This window comes from Pseudomonas sp. LFS044 (assembly GCF_047978245.1).
Classification (GTDB): domain Bacteria; phylum Pseudomonadota; class Gammaproteobacteria; order Pseudomonadales; family Pseudomonadaceae; genus Aquipseudomonas.
This window is the reverse complement of record NZ_JBFPFX010000002.1, coordinates 134,864-152,027: the sequence shown is the minus strand read 5'-3', so window position 1 is coordinate 152,027 and position 17,164 is coordinate 134,864. Positions and strand designations below refer to the sequence as shown.

The 17,164-nt window shown below is 64.7% G+C and carries 15 protein-coding genes and 1 pseudogene; 7 read left to right on the top strand and 9 right to left on the bottom strand.

Annotated elements, in window-relative coordinates; genetic code table 11:
- The first annotated feature begins 70 nt into the window (after positions 1-70).
- Positions 71-1,888 (top strand): ABC transporter ATP-binding protein/permease, encoded by a 1,818-nt coding sequence (locus ACNQPL_RS02250; RefSeq protein ID WP_416465641.1) that lies wholly within the window; start codon positions 71-73, stop codon positions 1,886-1,888.
- A gap of 364 nt (positions 1,889-2,252) precedes the next feature.
- On the opposite strand, the gene ACNQPL_RS02245 is transcribed toward ACNQPL_RS02250, so the two are convergent.
- The 3 genes from ACNQPL_RS02245 to ACNQPL_RS02235 all read right to left on the bottom strand — a co-directional run bounded on the left by ACNQPL_RS02245 (position 2,253) and on the right by ACNQPL_RS02235 (position 5,283).
- Positions 2,253-3,458 carry an MFS transporter gene (locus ACNQPL_RS02245; RefSeq protein WP_416465639.1) on the bottom strand — a complete coding sequence of 402 codons (1,206 nt, stop codon included), beginning with the start codon at positions 3,456-3,458 and terminating at the stop codon, positions 2,253-2,255.
- Positions 3,459-3,566: 108 nt separating this feature from the next.
- The gene (locus tag ACNQPL_RS02240) at positions 3,567-3,881 is read right to left on the bottom strand and encodes a helix-turn-helix domain-containing protein (RefSeq protein WP_346615806.1); all 315 of its coding nucleotides are present in this window, start codon (positions 3,879-3,881) and stop codon (positions 3,567-3,569) included.
- Positions 3,882-3,999: 118 nt separating this feature from the next.
- Complete coding sequence (locus ACNQPL_RS02235; RefSeq protein ID WP_346615805.1) at positions 4,000-5,283, bottom strand: arsenic transporter; 1,284 nt, start codon at positions 5,281-5,283, stop codon at positions 4,000-4,002.
- A 241-nt stretch (positions 5,284-5,524) separates the two neighbouring features.
- Here ACNQPL_RS02235 and ACNQPL_RS02230 point away from each other — a divergent pair, with 241 nt between their 5' ends.
- From ACNQPL_RS02230 to ACNQPL_RS02215, 4 genes are all read left to right on the top strand, one after another.
- Entirely contained in the window at positions 5,525-7,765 is a 2,241-nt protein-coding gene (locus tag ACNQPL_RS02230; RefSeq protein WP_416465636.1) for a TonB-dependent siderophore receptor, read from the top strand.
- A 143-nt stretch (positions 7,766-7,908) separates the two neighbouring features.
- Positions 7,909-8,196 carry an iron transporter gene (locus tag ACNQPL_RS02225; RefSeq protein ID WP_346615803.1) on the top strand — a complete coding sequence of 96 codons (288 nt, stop codon included), beginning with the start codon at positions 7,909-7,911 and terminating at the stop codon, positions 8,194-8,196.
- Positions 8,193-9,713 (top strand): PepSY-associated TM helix domain-containing protein, encoded by a 1,521-nt coding sequence (locus tag ACNQPL_RS02220; protein WP_416465634.1) that lies wholly within the window; start codon positions 8,193-8,195, stop codon positions 9,711-9,713. Before ACNQPL_RS02225 ends, ACNQPL_RS02220 begins: the two co-directional genes overlap by 4 nt.
- The gene (locus ACNQPL_RS02215; protein ID WP_416465632.1) at positions 9,710-10,042 is read left to right on the top strand and encodes a DUF3325 domain-containing protein; all 333 of its coding nucleotides are present in this window, start codon (positions 9,710-9,712) and stop codon (positions 10,040-10,042) included. Before ACNQPL_RS02220 ends, ACNQPL_RS02215 begins: the two co-directional genes overlap by 4 nt.
- 10 nt (positions 10,043-10,052) lie before the next feature.
- On the opposite strand, the gene ACNQPL_RS02210 is transcribed toward ACNQPL_RS02215, so the two are convergent.
- Positions 10,053-10,640: a biliverdin-producing heme oxygenase gene (locus ACNQPL_RS02210; protein ID WP_346615800.1), complete on the bottom strand. Its 588-nt coding sequence runs from the start codon at positions 10,638-10,640 to the stop codon at positions 10,053-10,055.
- Positions 10,641-10,778: 138 nt separating this feature from the next.
- Between ACNQPL_RS02210 and ACNQPL_RS02205 the strand changes: the two genes are divergently transcribed.
- Entirely contained in the window at positions 10,779-11,318 is a 540-nt protein-coding gene (locus tag ACNQPL_RS02205; RefSeq protein WP_416465630.1) for a histidine phosphatase family protein, read from the top strand.
- Between the two features lie 360 nt (positions 11,319-11,678).
- On the opposite strand, the gene ACNQPL_RS02200 is transcribed toward ACNQPL_RS02205, so the two are convergent.
- The 4 genes and pseudogenes from ACNQPL_RS02200 to ACNQPL_RS02185 all read right to left on the bottom strand — a co-directional run bounded on the left by ACNQPL_RS02200 (position 11,679) and on the right by ACNQPL_RS02185 (position 15,540).
- On the bottom strand, positions 11,679-12,464 hold the full coding sequence (locus ACNQPL_RS02200; RefSeq protein ID WP_346615798.1) for a sulfite exporter TauE/SafE family protein: 786 nt from the start codon (positions 12,462-12,464) through the stop codon (positions 11,679-11,681).
- A gap of 168 nt (positions 12,465-12,632) precedes the next feature.
- Positions 12,633-13,373, bottom strand: a complete 741-nt coding sequence (locus ACNQPL_RS02195; RefSeq protein WP_416465786.1) for a methyl-accepting chemotaxis protein — start codon at positions 13,371-13,373, stop codon at positions 12,633-12,635.
- Between the two features lie 117 nt (positions 13,374-13,490).
- Positions 13,491-14,519, bottom strand: a pseudogene (mcpA, locus tag ACNQPL_RS02190) (methyl-accepting chemotaxis protein McpA); the annotation flags it as partial.
- A gap of 142 nt (positions 14,520-14,661) precedes the next feature.
- Positions 14,662-15,540, bottom strand: a complete 879-nt coding sequence (locus tag ACNQPL_RS02185) for a LysR family transcriptional regulator (protein ID WP_346615796.1) — start codon at positions 15,538-15,540, stop codon at positions 14,662-14,664.
- 101 nt (positions 15,541-15,641) lie between these two features.
- Between ACNQPL_RS02185 and ACNQPL_RS02180 the strand changes: the two genes are divergently transcribed.
- On the top strand, positions 15,642-16,070 hold the full coding sequence (locus tag ACNQPL_RS02180; RefSeq protein ID WP_416465628.1) for a PACE efflux transporter: 429 nt from the start codon (positions 15,642-15,644) through the stop codon (positions 16,068-16,070).
- Between the two features lie 20 nt (positions 16,071-16,090).
- Here ACNQPL_RS02180 and ACNQPL_RS02175 read toward each other — a convergent pair whose 3' ends face one another.
- Positions 16,091-17,152, bottom strand: coding sequence for a hypothetical protein (locus ACNQPL_RS02175; RefSeq protein ID WP_346615794.1), 1,062 nt, complete (start codon positions 17,150-17,152; stop codon positions 16,091-16,093).
- Positions 17,153-17,164: the final 12 nt, after the last annotated feature.

The following is a 17,164-nucleotide window of genomic DNA, read 5'->3' as shown; positions in this document are numbered from 1 at the left end:
CCGTCATGAATGCCAGGCCAGCCGCTGCGCAATGCTACGCTCGCCGAAACACTTGTCACGGATACCCACCATGGACATGAACTGGCACCAGGCCTTGCAAGAGAGCCTGAGCTGGCTTGCAATCGCCTCGTTCATCACCCTGATCGGCTTCACCGCCGCCGCTACCCTGGCCATACGCTACACGCGTTGGGGCAGCCAGTTCTGGCAGCTCGCCGGCCCGTATTTCACCTTCAGGCGCAGCTGGCGGCCACTGCTGGTATTCGCAGTGCTGCTGGTGCTGACGCTGTTCTCGGTACGCATGAATGTGCTGTTCTCGTTCTGGTACAACGGCTTCTACAGCGCCCTGCAAGCGCTTGACCAGGCGGCGTTCTGGTACCTGCTCGGGGTGTTCGCGGTGCTGGCGACCCTCCATGTACTGCGCGCGTTGCTGACCTTCTATGTGACCCAGGCCTTCAGCATCCACTGGCGCGTCTGGCTGACCGAACGCTTGACCCGCGACTGGATGCACGGCGATGCCTATTACCGCGGGCAATTCCTCGCCGAGCCGGTGGACAACCCGGACCAGCGTATCGAACTGGACGTCAATGCCTATGTGACCAATTCGGTCACGCTGGCCCTGGGCGCGGTCAGCGCGCTGGTGTCGCTGGTGGCTTTCACCGGCATCCTCTGGGGGCTGTCGGCGCCGCTGGCGGTGGCGGGGGTGGAGATCCCGCGGGCGATGGTGTTTGCCGTGTACGTGTATGCACTGATCGCCACGTGGATTGCCTTCCGCCTTGGACGCCCGTTGATCCGCTTGAATTTCCTCAACGAAAAACTCACCGCCAACTTCCGTTACGCGTTGATGCGCCTGCGTGAAAACGCCGAGAACATCGCCTTCTACCAGGGCGCGCAGGTAGAGCGGGGTACCTTGCTGGGCCGCTTTGGCGCGCTGATCGTCAACGCCTGGGCGCTGGTGTTCCGGAACCTGAAGTTCAGCGGTTTCAACCTGGGTGTCAGCCAGGTTGCCGTGGTGTTCCCGTTCATTCTCCAGGCGCCGCGGTTTTTCAGTGGCGCCATCAAGCTGGGCGATGTGATGCAGACGTCCCAGGCCTTTGGCCAGGTGCAGGATGCGCTGTCGTTCTTCCGTGAGTCCTACGACACATTTGCGCAATACCGCGCCACCCTCGACCGTCTGACCGGGTTTCTCGATGCCAACCAGCAGGCCAGTACGCTGCCTCGGGTCAGCACCCGAGAGCAGGCACAGGCTCTGGATATCACTGGCTTGCAGGTGATGCGCCCCGACGGCCACGCGCTGATCGCCGACCTCGACCTGCGCCTTCACGCCGGCCAGGCGCTGCTGATCAAAGGGCCTTCGGGCAGTGGCAAGACGACCTTGCTGCGCGCCCTGGCGGGCTTGTGGCCCTATGCCGAGGGCGAGGTCAGGCGACCCACCGGCAGCCAGGCGCTGTTCCTCTCGCAACGCCCGTACCTGCCGCTGGGCGATCTGCGTACCGCCATTGCCTACCCGGCAGGCAGCACGCTCGAGGATGAAGCACGCATGCAGCAGGCGCTGCGCCAGGTGAACCTGGCCCACCTGGCCGAGCGCCTGGCGGTGAGCTGCGACTGGTCGCACATCCTGTCGGTGGGCGAGCAGCAGCGCCTGGCCTTTGCCCGTGTGCTGTTCAACCGGCCGCAGGTGGTGTTTCTCGACGAATCTACCTCGGCGATGGACGAAGGGTTGGAGCATGCGCTGTATTCGCTGTTGCGCAACGAGCTGCCGCAGACCCTGCTGGTCAGCGTCGGGCACCGCAGCACGCTGGGTGCGTTTCATACCCATCGGCTGGAAGTGGACGGGCAGGGTGGCTGGGCGTTGCTGGAGCAGCGGCCGGAGGTTGAGCTGCAGGTCTAGGTCGACGGCCCCGGCCGCTTCGCGGGCTTCTCGGATGCGGCAAGAGCTTCAAGCGCTCGCCGTTGTTGGATTGTTGTTCATGAGATCGAGCGCCGCCCGCGCGGCGCATCGCGGGCAAGCCCGCTCCTACGGTCTACCTCCGGCCAGTGCAGTCAGTTACATCTCCACTGCATCGATATCGAGTCGGGCACACAAGGCGGACAGTGAAGATGCCACTGGCATAATTGGCCGGAGGTAGACCGTAGGAGCGGGCTTGCCCGCGATGCGCCGCGCGGGCGGCGCTCGATCTTGATGGCGACAACTACCTGCAGGCATGCGCCCGCATCTCAAACATTCATCTACCCCCCCTTTGACGAAAACCGACTCATGAAGCCCCCAGCACCACGCCCGCCAGGGTAGCGCCGGCAAAACCGGCACCGACCAGGAACGTGGCCTGAAACCCGACTCCATCCCACAGCAGCCCTGCCACCACACTGGCCACCAGCAGCGCCACCCCGGTCAGCAGGTTGAACAGGCCGAACGCCGTGCCCCGCAGGTTGGCCGGCGCAGTGTCGGCAATCAGCGCGGCGAAGATGCCCTGGGTGAAGCCCAGGTGCAGCCCCCAGGCCGCCACCCCCAGCACCAGCCCGGCCCAGCCCGGCATCAGCGCCAGCAGCAGGTCGGCGGCGATCAGCAGCCCGAGCCCGGTCACCAGCACGCCACGCCGGCCCACGCGGTCCGACAGTGCGCCGGCGGGGTAGGCCGACAGCGAATAGGCCAGCGCCATCAGCACCAGCACGGCTGGCGCCCATAACGGCGCCAGGCCCATGTCCTGCGCGCGCAGCAGCAGAAAAGCTTCGCTGAAGCGGGCCAAGGTGAAGACCATGGCCAGGCCGATCAGCCGCCAGTAGCCCGGGCCCAGGCGTGCGAGCTCGTGCAATGCCAGCGGCGCACGTACCGGGCGCGCAGCGGGCGAGGCTTCAGGTTCGCGGACGAAAGCCACCAGGATGTACACGGCGATGAACGCCGGTATCACGGCCACCCAGAACACCGTCTGGAAATGGCTTGCCGTCAGCCACATCAGCATGATCGCCAGCAACGGCCCAAGCAATGCGCCGACGGTGTCCAGTGCCTGGCGCAGGCCAAACGCTGCGCCGCGTAACTCGGCCGGGGTCACGTCGGCCACCAGCGCATCCCGCGGCGCCCCGCGGATACCCTTGCCGATACGGTCGACGAAACGCGCACCCATCAGCCAGTCCAGCCCCGACGCCATGGGGAACACCGGCTTGGTCAGGGCGCCCAGGCCATAGCCCAGCACCGTCAGCAGCTTGCGCTTGCCCAGCCGGTCGCTGAGTGCACCAGAGAACACCTTGGTGATCGACGCGGTGGCCTCGGCGATACCCTCGATCACGCCCACCGCCACCACCGAGGTGCCGAGCACGGTGACCATGTACAGCGGCAGCAGGGCGTGGATCATCTCCGAGGAAATGTCCATGAACATCGACACGAACCCCAGCACCCAGACGCTGCGCGGGATTTTCACCAGGGCCTTGGAAGTGGCCATTTGCGTGGTTTTTTCGACGCTGCGCATGGGCGCCTCGGCAGGGTAGCTACGTTCGAAACTGTAGGAGCCTGTGCGCAGGATGCAAATGGGATGGGTGGGTGGGCGCCAACTGATGCGGCCCTTTTGGCTCCGAAATCAGCGGCCTTGGAGTACGTCGCGGAAAACGTCGGGACGGGAAGCGGCAATATGCAGCAGCGACCGCGCCGCGCCAGAAGGCGTGCGCCTACCTTGCTCCCACTCTTGAAGCGTACGTACCGAGACGCCCAGCAACGCTGCAAATTTCAGTTGTGAAAGCCCTGTTCTGCTTCGCGCCTCAGCGGCTTCGGTCACTTCCACCTGATGTACCGCGCCTTGGCGGCCAGCTTTTACATCGCGGATGGACGCCAGGAGTTCTTCGCCGATGTTGCGGGTGGCATCACGCAACATCAGTTCTTTTTCGGTCAGGGGCATGATTTGTGCGATCCATTAATCGGGCCACTGCTTGGTGGAAAGTGGCGACTCAATGATCGTCAGCATACTGCATCCCTACGTCTCAGACGTAGAGACTTTGCGTCGCTTGGCCTAGACGTCAAAAGCTCAGCCGCAGCGCCAGCGCCGCCAACGTCACCAGCAACACCGGCACGGTCAACAGCAGCCCAACCTTGAAGTAATACCCCCAACCGATATACACCCCTTTACGCGCCAGCACATGCAGCCACAGCAGCGTGGCCAGGCTGCCAATCGGGGTGATCTTCGGCCCCAGGTCGCAGCCAATGACGTTGGCGTAGATCATCGCCTCGCGCACCACGCCCTGGGCATCGCTGGCGTGAATCGACAACGCACCGATCAGCACGCTGGGCAGGTTGTTCATCACCGACGACAGCAGCGCCGCAATCAGCCCGGTACCCAGCGACGCAGCCCACAGCCCATGCCCGGCCAGCCAGTTGAGTGCGGTGACGAGCGAGTCGGTCAGGCCGGCGTTGCGCAAGCCGTAGACCACCAGGTACATCCCCAGCGAAAACACCACGATCTGCCACGGCGCCTCACGCAGCACGCGGCGGGTGGAAATTACATGGCCACGGGCGGCGACGGCGAACAGCACCGCAGCGCACGCTGCGGCCACGGCGCTTACCGGGATGCCCATGGGTTCGAGCACGAACAGGCTGGCCAGCAGCGCCAGCAGCACTACCCAGCCGACGCGGAAGGTCGCCCGGTCGCGCACGGCCATGGCCGGCAGCTTGAGCTCATCGGTGGCGTAGCGCAGCGGGATGTCGCGGCGAAAGTACAGCCACAGCACCAGCAGCGTGGCCGCCACGGCCACCAGGTTCACCGGCACCATTACCGCGGCATAGGCGTTGAAACCCAGCTTGAAGTAATCCGCCGAAACGATGTTCACCAGGTTGGACACCACCAGCGGCAGGCTGGCGGTGTCGGCAATGAACCCTGCGCCCATGACAAACGCCAGGGTCGCCGCCGGGGAGAAGCGCAGCGCCAGCAGCATCGACATCACGATCGGGGTCAGGATCAGGGCCGCGCCGTCATTGGCGAACAGCGCCGACACTGCCGCGCCCAGCAGCACCATGAAGGCGAACAGGCGGCGCCCGTCACCGCGCGCCCAACGTGCCACATGCAGCGCCGCCCACTCGAAGAACCCCGCTTCGTCCAGCAGCAGGCTGATGATGATGAGGGCGATGAACGTGGCGGTGGCGTTCCAGATGATCGCCCACACCGCTGGAATGTCATGCAACGACACCACGCCGAACACCAGCGCCAGCACGGCGCCGAGGGTGGCGCTCCAGCCAACGCCGAGGCCTTTGGGTTGCCAGATGACCAGGGTCAGGGTGAACAGGAAGATCAGGGCGGCTGGGAGCATGAACACGCTGTCTCGACACAGGGAGGAGGGGTGGGGTGACTGTACACGGGCCATCTCGGCTTTTGAAAAGTTCCGTTACAAACATGTAAGTTTCGTAAATAAGATTCCACCTCAATTGAGAATCACTATATTTACCACCCCTGTTGGCCCCCAAGCAGTGTTTGCGAGGCCGGTGGGCGTGGGCCCCCGGCTTCCTGGCAGGGATGTGCCCATTCGCTTACCTACCGCAGGAGATGTAGCAATGCAGTCCAGAACCTCACCCAACAGCCTGGCCCTGGCCTTCGTCGCGCTGGCGTCGCCGGCCATGATGGCGACCGCAGCCGAACCCGAGCAGCGGCGCGCCGGTGAGGTGCTGGAGGTGCCGGTCGCCGACAATGCGCTGGTGATCCAGGACACCCTGGTCACCGCAGAGCGCGAAGCACGGCAGGCGCTGGGCTCGTCGGTCATCACCGAAGAAGACATCAAGCGCCGGCCACCGGCCAACGACCTGTCCGACATCATCCGACGCGAACCTGGCGTCAACCTGACCGGCAACAGCGCCAGTGGCGCGCGCGGCAACAACCGGCAGATCGACCTGCGCGGCATGGGCCCGGAGAACACCCTGATCCTCATCGACGGCAAACCGTCCAGCGCGCGCAATGCCGTGCGCTATGGCTGGAACGGCGACCGTGATACCCGTGGCGACACCAACTGGGTGCCGGCCGAGGCGGTCGAGCGTATCGAGATCCTTCGCGGGCCGGCTGCGGCGCGCTACGGTTCGGGGGCGATGGGCGGGGTGGTCAACATCATCACCAAGCGCCCCTCCGAACAGTTCAAGGGCAACCTCAACCTTTACACGCAGATGCCCGAAGACAGCGCCGAGGGCGTCAGCCGCCGTGCCAACTTCAACGTCAGCGGCGGGCTCACCGACAACCTCGGTTTGCGCGTGTATGGCGGCCTGGCCAAGACCGATGCCGACGACCTCGACATCAACGCCGACCACGCCAACAGCGCACTGGTCGCCGGGCGTGAAGGCGTGCGCAATAAAGACATCAACGGCCTGCTGAGCTGGAAACTCAACGACGAGCACCGCCTCGAAGCCAGCGCCGGTTATGGCCGCCAAGGCAACATCTACGCCGGCGACACCATGAACAGCAACGGGGGTGGCAACCTCGACCTGATCAACAGCCTGTACGGCCATGAAACCAACGTCATGCAGCGCAACACCTACGACCTGACCCACCTGGGCGATTTCAGCTGGGGCACCAGCAAGACCAGCCTGGCCTACGAGTACGTGCGCAACTGGCGCCTCAACGAAGGCCTGGCCGGTGGGCCGGAAGGCGCGATCAACGACAGTGGTGCGGCCATGTCGCGGCTGCGCAACACCCGCCTGAGCAGCGAGGTGAACCTGCCGTTCGCCATGGGCAGCAGCGAACACGTGCTGACCCTGGGCGGCGAGTACCTGTACGAATCGCTCAACGACCAAGGCTCGTTCCGCCCGCAGAGCTTCGACCCGAGTGGCGGTGGCAGCGATGTGATCAGCGGTTTCGACCGCAGCAACTCGAAGATGACTGCCAAGAGCTATGCGTTGTTCGTCGAGGACAACATCATCCTCGGCAACACCACGGTCACCCCGGGCCTGCGCTTCGACCACCACGAAACCTTCGGCGACAACTTCAGCCCGAGCCTCAACCTGTCGCACAAGCTGACTGACGCGCTGTCGGTCAAAGGTGGCATCGCCCGGGCCTACAAGGTGCCGAACCTGTACCAGTCCAACCCCAACTACCTGCTTTACAGCCGTGGCAACGGCTGCAGCGTGCAGCAGTCCAACTCGGGTGGCTGCTACCTGCAGGGCAACGCCGACCTCAAGCCGGAAATCAGCGTCAACAAGGAGATCGGCCTGCTGTACGACCGTGGCACCTGGCGCACCAGCGCGACCTACTTCCGCAACGATTACAAGAACAAGATCATCGGTGATACCGATGTGCTCTACACCATCAACAGCGGCCGCCGTGTGACCCAGTGGGAGAACGCGGGCGAAGCGCGCGTGGAAGGCATCGAGGGCAACTTCTTCGTCGAACTGACGCCGACGCTGGACTGGAATACCAACCTGACCTGGATGCTCGACAACGACAACCGCGAGACGGGCGAGCCGCTGTCGGTGATCCCCGAATACACGGTCAACAGCACCCTGGACTGGCGCGCCACCGACAAGCTGTCGTTCCAGGTGGCGGGAACCTACTACGGCAAGCAGAAGTCGCCGACCTACAACTACCGCACCCAGGAGGACTACGACGTCGAGGCACAGGAAGATGTCGAGGCGTACGGGCTGGTGGACGTCAGCGCCGGGTACAAATTCAACGCCAACTATGACGTGCGGGTGGGGGTGAACAACGTGTTCGACAAACAGATCCTGCGCGGGGGCAATGCCAGCAGTTCCGGCGCCAACACCTACAACCAGCCGGGCAGGGCGGTGTTTGCTTCGCTGAATATCTCGTTTTGATTGCAAGGGGCCGCTCTGCGGCCCTTTCGCGACGCAAGGCCACTCTTACAGGCATTACGCGACCCCCTGTAACAGCGGCCTTGCGTCGCGAAAGGGCTGCGCAGCAGCCCCAGAAGCCACTGCCCCCTGCAAAGGACTACCCGATGATCCAAGCCCCCGCCTGGTTGCAGATCCTCTCCCGCAGCAGCGCCGCACTGCTGGGTGGCTACGCCCTCAGCTATGCCGCCAGCGCCTGCCTGGCCCGCCTCCTGCCGCTGGCCCCTGCCGACGCCGTCATCGTCGCCACACTGCCGGCGTTCGTTTTCTACACCGCCGCCATCCTCTGGGCCTTCGCCAGTCGTGACGCCTGGCGCGCCTGGGCGCCGCTGGCCGCAGCCGTGCCCTTGGCGCTGGTTGGCTTCTGGCCGCAGGCGCTGGAGTGGCTGGCATGAAAAACACCTTCACCCAATCGATGGCCTGGCTGCACACCTGGGGCGGGTTGATCTTCGGCTGGCTGCTGTTCGCCATCTTCGTGACTGGCACCTTGGCGGTGTTCGACAAGGAACTGAACCACTGGATGCAACCGGAAATCCCGGCCAGTGGCGTGTCCCAGGCCGATGCCGCACGGCGTGCCATCGGCTACCTGCAAACCCACGAAGCGCAGGCCGGCAACTGGGGCGTCAGCCTGCCCACCGAGCGCTCGCCCGGTTTGCGGGTGTCCACCGGCGATCGGCGCCACGGCACAGCGGTCCACCTCGACCCGCACAGCGGCGAGGCCATCGACGTGCGTGACAGCGTGGGCGGCAACTTCTTCTTCCGCTTCCACTTCACCCTCGACCTGCCGCGCAACTGGGGCATCTTCGTGGTCGGGGCACTGGCGCTGGTGATGCTCGCGGCGCTGGTCACCGGCATCGTCATCCACAAGAAGCTCTTCAAGGAGTTCTTCACCTTCCGGCCAAACAAGGGCCAGCGCTCCTGGCTGGACTTTCACAACGCCAGCGCGGTGCTGCTGCTGCCGTTCCATCTGATGATCACTTACACCGGCCTGGTGATCTTCATGCTCATCTACATTCCAGCAGGGGTCGATGCGCTGTTCTCCGGTGATAACCGTGCTTACTTCCAGGCCCAGGGTAACGGCCGCCTGGAGCAGCCGCGCGGGCAGGCCAAGCAGCCTGGTCAACTGACCGATGTGGTGCCGCTGCTGGCCCAGGCCGAGGCAGCGCTGGGGCCGATATCCGGCTTCAACATTCGCAACCCCAACACCGCTGGCGCCCGTATCGAAATCCGCCCCGAACTGGGTAACCGCATCGCGCTGTCCAAGGGGCAGGCGATGGTCTTTGACGGTGTCAGCGGCAAACTGCTCAGCGACGTGACCGAGTGGCGCGCGGCACCGTTGACTCAGCGGGTGATGGTCGGCCTGCATTTCGCCCAGTTCGGCGGGTACCCGATGCGCTGGCTGTACTTCGTTTGCGGGGTGATCAGCTGCGTGATGATCGCCAGTGGCCTGGTGCTGTTCTGCGTCAAGCGTGGGCGCAAGTATGCCACTGCCAGCGCTGATGCCTCGGCGCGGCGGTGGTACCGGGTTGCCGAGGTGTGCAACATCGGCTTCGTCGCCGGGTTGCTGCTGGCGTGTGTGGGGTTGCTGTGGGCCAGCCGCTTGCTGCCGGTGGAACTTGCGCACCGCGAAGGTTGGGAGGTGCGCGCGTTCTTTGGGGTCTGGCTGCTGGCGCTATTGCATGCGGGGATCCGGCCGGCGCGCCGGGCATGGGTCGAGCAGTTGGGGCTGACGGCGCTGCTGTGCGTCGGCCTTGGCGTGTTCGGCGGGCTGGCTGATGGGTTGCGCCAGGGAGTGGTGGCGTGCGCCGGGGTGTTGGGCGTACTGCTCGGCATGGTGGCGTGGCGCGTGCAGCATGCCGCGCCAGCGCCGCTCAAAGGCAGAGCCGGGCGCAGCGTGGAGGCCGGAGCATGATGATGCTGTTTGCAGGTGGCGTGCTGTTCGCCTACGCCGGGATGCTCGCGTTGTGCCAAGGGCTGGAGCGGCACTACAAGCAGGTCTGGAACAGAACTTGCCCGCCGGCTGTGCGTCGCGTGCTGCGCGCTGCAGGCTGGTTGGCGCTGGTGCTCAGCCTGGTGCTCTGCGCCCAGGCCTGGGGCTGGGCCATGGGGTCTGTGGCCTGGTTCGCGGTGATGTCGTTGGCGGGGTTGGTACTGGTAATGCTGATGCCCTATTGGCCACGGCTAGCGGTGGGGTTGGTGGGCCTGCTGCCAGCGTGGGGCGGGCTGCAGGTGTTTGCCTGAGTGGTGCCTTTCAGTTCAGCACGTGGCGTTGCCCAAGCCAGTTTTCGAAGCACTGGAACGTCTCGATGGCGGCCTGCACGGTCGCGGCCTGCGCTGCAGGGGTAGCCGACGCCTGGCCGAGCCGGTCGAGGAAGCTGCGCCAGTAGTTGCCAGTCTGAGCGCCGTACACGTCGAAAAAGCCCGTGCCCTCGGCAGGCCCGAGCCCCAGGCGTTCGGCCATGGCCCGCTTCAGTACCTGGCCGCCCAGGGTCGAGCCTTCGACCACGTACATCACACCCAGCGCGCTGGCCTCGCTGCTGATGGCGGGCAGCGCCTGGCACAAGGGCAGGGCGTCGATGTCGGCAGCGCTCAAGCTCAGGGCCTGCAGGTCCAGCGTGAGCGTTGGCGTCTTGGTCCGCATGGGCTCCTGATAAGCCCCCAGGCGGGCCTCGAGCGGCGCATGAAACCCGTAGTAAGCCTGGATCAGTCGGCTATAGGCGGCGACGTCGAAGCTGGCTTCGAAGAATGGCAGGCGGGCTTCGAGCGCCTTGTGGCAGTCACGGGTGCCTTCGCGCAGGGCGAGCAGCAACGGGCTAGGAGAGGAGGAACTGGCTGGCATCGGGTGGGCTCTGGTGGCATTTCGCCTAAATTGGAGTGGCGATCGTAGCGCAGTGTTCCTCATTGGCAGCGACAATGTTGCGGAAAAAAACCAGGGCGTGCTAAACCAGTCGCCCCCGCCCTTGCAAAGAGCCTTCTGGTGAAAGCCGTACGCCTCACGTTGATCTGCCATGCCCTGACCCAGGCCCAGAAGGTCGGGCGCCTGCACCGTCCTGACGATGGCATCCTGGCGCTGGACGCTCAGCCATTGCCCCTGGTGCCTGAGGTGCGGGTGCTGACAGCGCCTGAGCGGCGTGGGGGTGAGACAGCGGCGTGGTTTTCGACGCAGGTGCAAGTCGAGCCGGCGTTGGCCGATTGTGACCTTGGGCGTTGGCAGGGGCGCTCACTCAAAGCGCTGCAGGCGGAGCAACCCGAGGCGTTGGCGCAGTGGCTGCAGGACCCGCACAGCGCGCCGCATGGCGGTGAATCGTTTGCTGCGCTGTGCCAGCGCATGGCGGCTTGGCTGGCGGGGTTCGAGGCGCCGGGTGAGTGGTTGGCGGTGACCCACCCGATGGTGATTCGCGCGGTGCTGGTGCAGGTGCTGGGTTGCCCGATGTCGGCGTATCGGCTTGTCGATGTGTTGCCGTTATCGCGGGTTGAGCTGAGCTTTGCGGGGGAGTGGCGGTTGCGGTTTGGGTGATTTGGCTTGGGGGCGTGCTTGTCGTGGGTCTTTCAGCGTTGTCGAAATCGAGCGCCGCCCGCGCGGCGCATCGCGGGCAAGCCCGCTCCTACGGTCTACCTCCGGCCAATTATGCCAGTGGCATCTTCACCGTCCGCCTTGTGTGCTCGACTCGATATCAAGGCGGGTACTGTTAGCTTCACCTCAATCGCAAGCCATGTACCAAGGCTGGCAGTGGAGATGTAGCTGACAGCACTGGCCGGAGGTAGACCGTAGGAGCGGGCTTGCCCGCGATGCGCCGCGCGGGCGGCGCTCGATTTGCGCCCCACCGCCAATCTCAAGACTTGCGCTCCATCGCCAATCTCAAGACTTGCGCCCCACTCAAAACGCCAACTTGTACCCGATCAACAGCAGCATCGCCGCCAGGCAAGGCCGCAGCACGCGGTCAGAAATGCGCCCGGTGAGGTGGCTGCCCAGGTAGATGCCTGGCAGCGAGCCGAGCAGCAGGTAGCCCAGCAGCGACCAGTCCATGTTGCCCATGCCGGCGTGGCCAAGCCCTGCTACCAGCGTAAGTGGCACGGCGTGAGCGATCTCGGTGCCCACCAGGCGGCGGGTGACCAGGAAGGGGTACAGCAGGAACAACGCCACGGTGCCCAGTGCGCCAGCACCGATCGAGGTGAGCGTGACCATCACCCCCAGCACCACGCCCGTCAGCACGGTGAGGATGTTCAGGCTGCGGTCGCTGAGCGAGTAATGGTCACCGGCATGGCGATTGGCGAATGCCTGCAGGCGGGTCTTGAACAGGATCGCCAGCGCGGTGAGGATCAACACCACGGCCAGGCCCTGCTTGATGACGGCGTTGAGCGCCGAGGTGTCGGTGTGCAGGGTGCTGAGGAACCACAGGGTCAGGGCGGCAGCCGGCACGCTGCCCAGGCTGAGCCAGCCGGTGATCTTCCAGTCGATGTTCTTGTTGCGGCCATGCACCCAGACGCCACTGGCCTTGGTGATGGCGGCGTAGAGCAGGTCGGTGCCCACGGCAGTGGCCGGGCTGATGCCGAACCACAGCAAAATCGGAGTCATCAGCGAACCGCCACCGACGCCGGTCATGCCGACGATGAAACCCACAACCAGTCCGGCAATGGTGAAACCGAAAGAACCTACATCCATACGCTACTCGACTGCCCAGCTTTAGCCCGTGATCGGATGGGTGCCAGCATATAGGTAGTTTTTATAGCCAAATAGACTTGTTCGTTATTAGGTTATAACCGGCCGCGCCTGGCCGCACACTCGGCAAGGCGGGTGTAGGGGCTGCATGGCAGCCCCCCGTCGACGCCGTCAGATACGGAAGCTGCCCACCAGTTGCTTGAGCCGCCCGGCCTGCTGGGCCAGCGCATCACAATGCTGCAGCGTCTGGTTAAGGTTCTCCACACCTTGCTGGTTGAGCGCGTTGATCTGGGTGATGTCCAGGTTGAGGCTCTCGACCACGGCAGTCTGTTCTTCGGTCGCGGTTGCCACCGACTGGTTCATGCCATCGATCTCGCCGATGCGCTGGGTCACGCTGGCCAAACGCACACCGGCCTGGTTGGCAACCTGCACGGTCTGTTCGCTGGAGACCTGGCTGGTGTTCATGGTGTGCACCGCTTCGCGAGAGCCCACCTGCAGGCTGGTGATCATGCGGTGGATTTCTTCGGCCGACTCCTGGGTGCGGTGCGCCAGGTTGCGAACCTCGTCGGCGACCACCGCAAAGCCACGCCCGGCCTCGCCGGCGCGGGCGGCTTCGATGGCGGCGTTGAGCGCCAGCAGGTTGGTCTGCTGGGAGATGCCCTTGATCACGTCGAGGATCTTGCCGATTTCGTCGGTGCTGGTATTGAGCGTTTCGATCTGCTCACACGATTCGCTGATGCGCTGCGACAAGGCGGTCATGGCATTGATCGCTTCTTCGACCACCTGCCGCCCGCCATTGGCCTGCTCGCTGGCGCCGCTGGCATGTTGCGAGGCGTCGGCGGCGTTGCGGGCGATTTCCTGGGTGGCGGCACCCAGTTCGTTGATGGCCGCGGCGACGCTGTTAGTGCGCATGCTCTGCTCTTCGGAGCCGATGATCGAGGCATTGGATGCATGGACCACTTTCTCGGAAAGGTCGTGCACCAGCCGCGTGGCCGAAGACACTTCGGTGATCGAGGTGTGGATGCGCTCGACGAAGTGGTTGAACGAGGTGGCCAGTTCGCCGAACTCGTCCTTGTGCTGCACGTCCAGGCGGCGGGTCAGGTCGCCTTCACCCTCGGCGATGTCGCGCATGGCGCGGCCCATGGTGGTCAGCGGGCGCATCAGCACCGGGATCAGCAGGCCCAGCAGGCCGGCGATGGCGGCCACGGCGATGAGCATCGCGATAATCGCCGAGGTGCGGAACTGGGCGAGTGCGGCGTAGGCCTTGTCCTTGTCGATCGACAGGCCGATGTACCACTGGGCCGAGGGCAGGCCGGCCACCGGGGCAAACGAAATCAACCGCTGCTGGCCATCGAGGGTGACATCCTGCATGTCGGCTGCAACGCGCAGGCCGGCGCCTGGGTAGATGTCCTTGAGGTTCTTCATCACCTGGTCTTTGTCCGGGCTGACGATCACCTGGCCACTGCTGTCGGCGAGGAAGGCGTGGCCGATGCCGCCGAAATCGACCGAGTTGATGATCTGCACCAGGGTGTCGAGGGTCACGTCGCCGCCGACCACGCCGACCAGCTCGCCGTTTTGCTTGCTTTTCACCGGCGTGGCGATGGTTACCATCAGGCCGCCGACAGCGCCTTGGTAGGGGGCGGTGAGCACGGTTTGCCCAGCGTTCGCTGCGCTGGCGTACCACGGCCGTTGGCGCGGGTCATAGCCGGCCGGCATTTGCGTGTCGGGGCGCTGGGTGAATACGCCGTTGGCCTGGCCCAGGTAGGTGAACAGGAAGTTTCGCGTATAGGAGGGCTGCTCGATCAGCCCCGCCAGGGTGTCGCCAGCCCCTTGTTCGGCGATGTCCTGCGCCAGGTTTTCCAGCACCAGGATGCGCCCGCTCATCCAGTTCTGCACGCTGCTGGCAGTCAGTGCGCCGGCCTGTTGCACCGATGACTGGATATTCTGGCGGATGGTGTTGCGTTGCAGGTAATCGTTGTAGAGCGTGAACAGGGCAAATGCCAGCACCACGACGCCGCAGGCGCTGAGCAGGATCTTGTGGCGAAATTTCAGGTTCATGTTTCGAGACCTTGAGCCATTGAGGGGAGGGCGCCGCGCGCTCGTGGCGCGATGGGGGCCTGTCCACTCTGATATCGGCTATTCGCCTAAAAAATTGAAACACTTACGTCATCTAGCTGAGGCGATTTCGACGGACGGTGCGCTAGCGTTTTGCTAGCTGTTCGATCAGCAAACGCGCGGCCTGGCGCAGCGGTTGCCGCTTGCGCCAGCAGGCATGAAGCGGCAGCTGCAGTTCGTTGCGGGTATTGCGAAATTGCAGGCGCACCAGGCGCCCTGCGTCGATCAGCGGCGCCACCCGCGCCAGTGGCAAGTCGCCCCAGCCCAGGCCGGCTTCGACCATTTGCAGCGCCAGGTCGAAGCTGTCGGTGGACCAGTGCGCGGCGCCGATCAGCGCGCGCGGGTCGGCCAATGGCAGGTCGCGGCTGCGCACCAGGATCTGGCGCACATTGATCAGGTCTTCGAGGTACTGGATGCGCCCGTCGCGCAGTGCCGGGTGCGCCGGTGACAGCGTCGCCACCAGCGACTCCATGCCAATGTGCTGAAACCCCCGGTGCGCATCCACCTGCAGGCCGGCAAACGCCAGGCACAGGTCGGCGCGGCCGCTGTCGAGCAGTTGCAGCGCTTCTTCCTGGGGGGCGCTGAGTACCTGGATGTCCAGTAACGGAAAGCGCTCGCCGAGCGTGGCGATGGCCGCCAGCAGCGGGCGGTGGTCGATGTCCGGGACCACAGCGAGGGTCAGGCTGCTTTCCAGGCCCTGGGACAGCTCCAGCGCATGCACCTGCAGCAGCCCGAGCTGTTCGGCGATCAACCTGGCGTGCGGCTCCAGGGCCAGTGCCTGGGCAGTGGCGCGCACCTCGCGCGGGCCGCGCTCGAACAAGGCGTAGCCCAGCTCCGCCTCAAGGTTGCCGATGGCCATGCTGACTGCCGAAGGCACCCGGCCAAGGGTGCGGGCAGCAGCCGAGAATGAGCCGCGGTCGAGCACGGCAAGAAACAGCTGAATGTTGTCGCTGGAAAAGTTCATGGCAGCCTCCTGTCAGTGAATCTGAAAGCTACCGACTTTTTCTGTCAAGCGGATTGAAGCATTCTTGCGCCCCTTCGCTTTTTGTCACATGAGGTAAACCCGTGCAGGGACTGAAACGCAAACTGGTCTACGTGACCTTTTATGAATTGATCGGCCTGTGCATGTCGACCCTTGGGCTGGCCTACCTGTCGGATACCGAGGCCTCGCATACCGGGCCGCTGGCGGTGATGATCACCACCATCGCCATGCTCTGGAACCTGATCTACAACAGCCTGTTCGAGTACTGGGAGAGCCGCCAGGCCAAGCGCGGGCGCAGCGTGGCGCGGCGGGTGGCGCATGCCATCGGCTTCCAGCTGACCTTGGTGGTGTACCTGATTCCGCTGATCGCCTGGTGGCTGGGCATGAGCCTGGTGGAGGCGTTCCTGGTGGATCTGGCGTTCATCATCCTGGTGCCGTGCTACACCTTCGCCTACAACTGGGCGTTCGACCGGATCTTCGGTTTGCCGATATCGGCCATGGCCACGGCCTGAGCGGCCGGTAAAACCAACCGCTAAGGCGGCAGGCGAATCAATAACGGCGCCTGCCGCGCCGGCTGCGGTTGCTGTTCTTGCCCCTGTGCCCGCGGTGCACTGGCCAACAGCAAGCTGTCCTCGACTTGCCCCGACAGGTAGTACACCCCCGCCATGGCGCCGCTCTGGCGGTTTTCCATCAGCTCCTGCCATTCCTGGTTGAGCGCAACGTTGAGGATCACCCGCAGCTGCTCGACCATCTCCGGGTGCTCGCGGTCATGGGTCATCATGCCGTAGCCCGCCGCCGCGATCGAAATCATCGCCCCGGCCACCTTGCCCACCGCACTCGCCACGGCACTGGCGATGCCGCGCGGGGCCAGGGTGGCGCCGAGTTTTTCGCTGGCGCGGTTGGCCACCGACGACAGGCCCACATCGGTCTTCCCAGGGCCTTTGGTGGCTTGTTGATGCAAGTGCTCGCGCAGGGCGAGCCAGGCGGGTTGCTGGTCGAGCGGTTTGGCCTTGAGCAATTGATAAAGGCTGGCATTGCGCGCCGGCGGCGGGCCCAGGTTGATGGCGGGGATGCGGTTGAGGCGCTGGCTGAGCTGGTCGGGCGGGGCGTTGTAGCGCTGGATGATGCCCTGCAGTTGCTGGCCGAACAGTTGCAGGTACAACTCGCTGGCACGGTCGCGGATACCTTCGGGGTTGATCTGCTCGGCCACGGGCTCGATCACCCTTTTGTGGTACTGCTCCTGCAGGTACAGGGCAAGGCGTTTTTCCGCAGGCTCACGGCCTTGGCCGCTGTCGAGCTTGTACCAGGCCACCTTGAGCGTCAGCCATTGCTGGGTCCAGTACCCTGTGAACCACGGGATGAAATCGCTTTCGGTCCGTTGTTGCACCTGCTCCTTCCACACCCGCATCGAGCGCCGCGCATAGTCGTTGGCAGAGCCGGCAGCGCCCACCGAGGCATCGATCAGCTCCTGGTCGATGCGTTGCCAGGCGGCGGGGGTGAGTACGGCAGGCGGCGGCGGGGCAGGCGGGCGCTTGCCGGCACAGGCAGCGAGGGCCAGCAGGAGGCAAAGCAGCAAGAGGATGCGCGTGCTCACGCGACCGCCTTC

Bases quoted from the DNA above. Each gene is read 5' to 3' on its own strand.
- ACNQPL_RS02250 (WP_416465641.1), top strand. From the start codon at position 71: ATGGACATGAACTGGCACCAGGCCTTGCAAGAGAGCCTGAGCTGGCTT.
- ACNQPL_RS02245 (WP_416465639.1), bottom strand. From the start codon at position 3,458: ATGCGCAGCGTCGAAAAAACCACGCAAATGGCCACTTCCAAGGCCCTG.
- ACNQPL_RS02240 (WP_346615806.1), bottom strand. From the start codon at position 3,881: ATGCCCCTGACCGAAAAAGAACTGATGTTGCGTGATGCCACCCGCAAC.
- ACNQPL_RS02235 (WP_346615805.1), bottom strand. From the start codon at position 5,283: ATGCTCCCAGCCGCCCTGATCTTCCTGTTCACCCTGACCCTGGTCATC.
- ACNQPL_RS02230 (WP_416465636.1), top strand. From the start codon at position 5,525: ATGCAGTCCAGAACCTCACCCAACAGCCTGGCCCTGGCCTTCGTCGCG.
- ACNQPL_RS02225 (WP_346615803.1), top strand. From the start codon at position 7,909: ATGATCCAAGCCCCCGCCTGGTTGCAGATCCTCTCCCGCAGCAGCGCC.
- ACNQPL_RS02220 (WP_416465634.1), top strand. From the start codon at position 8,193: ATGAAAAACACCTTCACCCAATCGATGGCCTGGCTGCACACCTGGGGC.
- ACNQPL_RS02215 (WP_416465632.1), top strand. From the start codon at position 9,710: ATGATGATGCTGTTTGCAGGTGGCGTGCTGTTCGCCTACGCCGGGATG.
- ACNQPL_RS02210 (WP_346615800.1), bottom strand. From the start codon at position 10,640: ATGCCAGCCAGTTCCTCCTCTCCTAGCCCGTTGCTGCTCGCCCTGCGC.
- ACNQPL_RS02200 (WP_346615798.1), bottom strand. From the start codon at position 12,464: ATGGATGTAGGTTCTTTCGGTTTCACCATTGCCGGACTGGTTGTGGGT.
- ACNQPL_RS02195 (WP_416465786.1), bottom strand. From the start codon at position 13,373: ATGCGCACTAACAGCGTCGCCGCGGCCATCAACGAACTGGGTGCCGCC.
- ACNQPL_RS02185 (WP_346615796.1), bottom strand. From the start codon at position 15,540: ATGAACTTTTCCAGCGACAACATTCAGCTGTTTCTTGCCGTGCTCGAC.